Origin of the sequence: Vibrio sp. S234-5 (assembly GCF_000960595.1) — a bacterium.
Lineage (GTDB): Bacteria > Pseudomonadota > Gammaproteobacteria > Enterobacterales > Vibrionaceae > Vibrio.
The window spans coordinates 1-1,109 of the sequence record NZ_JZAM01000086.1 but is presented as its reverse complement, the minus strand read 5'-3'; the positions used below and the strand labels follow the sequence as shown (position 1 = coordinate 1,109).

Genomic DNA, 1,109 nt, shown 5'->3' with positions numbered 1-1,109 from the left:
CTTGCCCGAAAATTGATTGAGGCAATTCGCTGAATTTCCAGCGCCAAAGAATAATTGTCCAGAAAACCGCGCCCACTGAAGCCAACTTGCCGAGAAACACCAAACTAAAGAGCCAAGGGAACAAAGAACAATCATAAACCACTGACTTTTGGTGATTAAGCATAACGCCGCGTTAAGGGGTGAGTGCCGCACAAACCAACTTTCCGCAGACCACTTTCACCACAAAAATTACCGCATACCAAAAATGCCACGCGGCACGAATCCCTCTTTAACGCTTTGTTATGTTTAAGTTTCAAGGACTTACGTTTTACCAAAACCAAGATTAACTCAGCGTTGACTCACAAACAAAAGCCAAGACCTAAAAAACTGAAATGACTCATAATTTTGAAAATCAGACTTTGAACTTTGGCAGATAAAACCGAAAAACCTAAGATCAAACTTCTGATTGAGCCAACCGCCCTAACCTCACGCTTGCCCGAAAATTGATTGAGGCAACGCTCTGAATTTCCAGCGCCAAAGAATAAGTGTCCAGAAAACAGCGCCCACTGAAGCAAACTTGCCGACAAACTCAAAACTAACCAGCCGAGGGAACAAAGAAAAAACATAAACCACTGATTTTTGGTGATTAAGCATAACGCCCGCTTAAGTGGTGAGCAACGCAATACGATGTTACCGCACACCACCTAAATCACTAAGTTTACCGCAAACCACAAATGCCACGCGTTGCGAATCCGTCTTAAAGCGTTTGTTATGTTTAAGCTTCAAGGGCTTACGTTTTACAAAAACCAAGATTAACTCAGCGTTGACTCACAAACAAAAGCCAAGACCTAAAAAACTGAAATGACTCATAGATTTGAAAAACAGACTTCGAATTTTGGCAACTCAAGCCCAAAAACTTGTGGTCAAAATACTGATTGAGCCAGCCGCACCTACCTCGCGCTTACTCGAAAATTGACTGAGGCAACACTCTGAATTTCCAGCTCCAAAGAATAAATGTCCGGAAAACAGCGCCAAACGAAGCCAACTTGCCGACAAGCACAAAACCAACAAGCCGAGGGAGCAAAGAAAAGATGCAACCAACTGATTTGACGTGATTAAACATAACGCCC

1 protein-coding gene is annotated in these 1,109 nt (G+C 42.9%); it reads right to left on the bottom strand.

Going from position 1 to position 1,109, the window contains the following annotated elements; genetic code table 11:
• Positions 1–155 precede the first annotated feature (155 nt).
• Complete coding sequence (locus UF06_RS28270; protein ID WP_171816692.1) at positions 156–320, bottom strand: DUF3265 domain-containing protein; 165 nt, start codon at positions 318–320, stop codon at positions 156–158.
• Positions 321–1,109 lie beyond the last annotated feature (789 nt).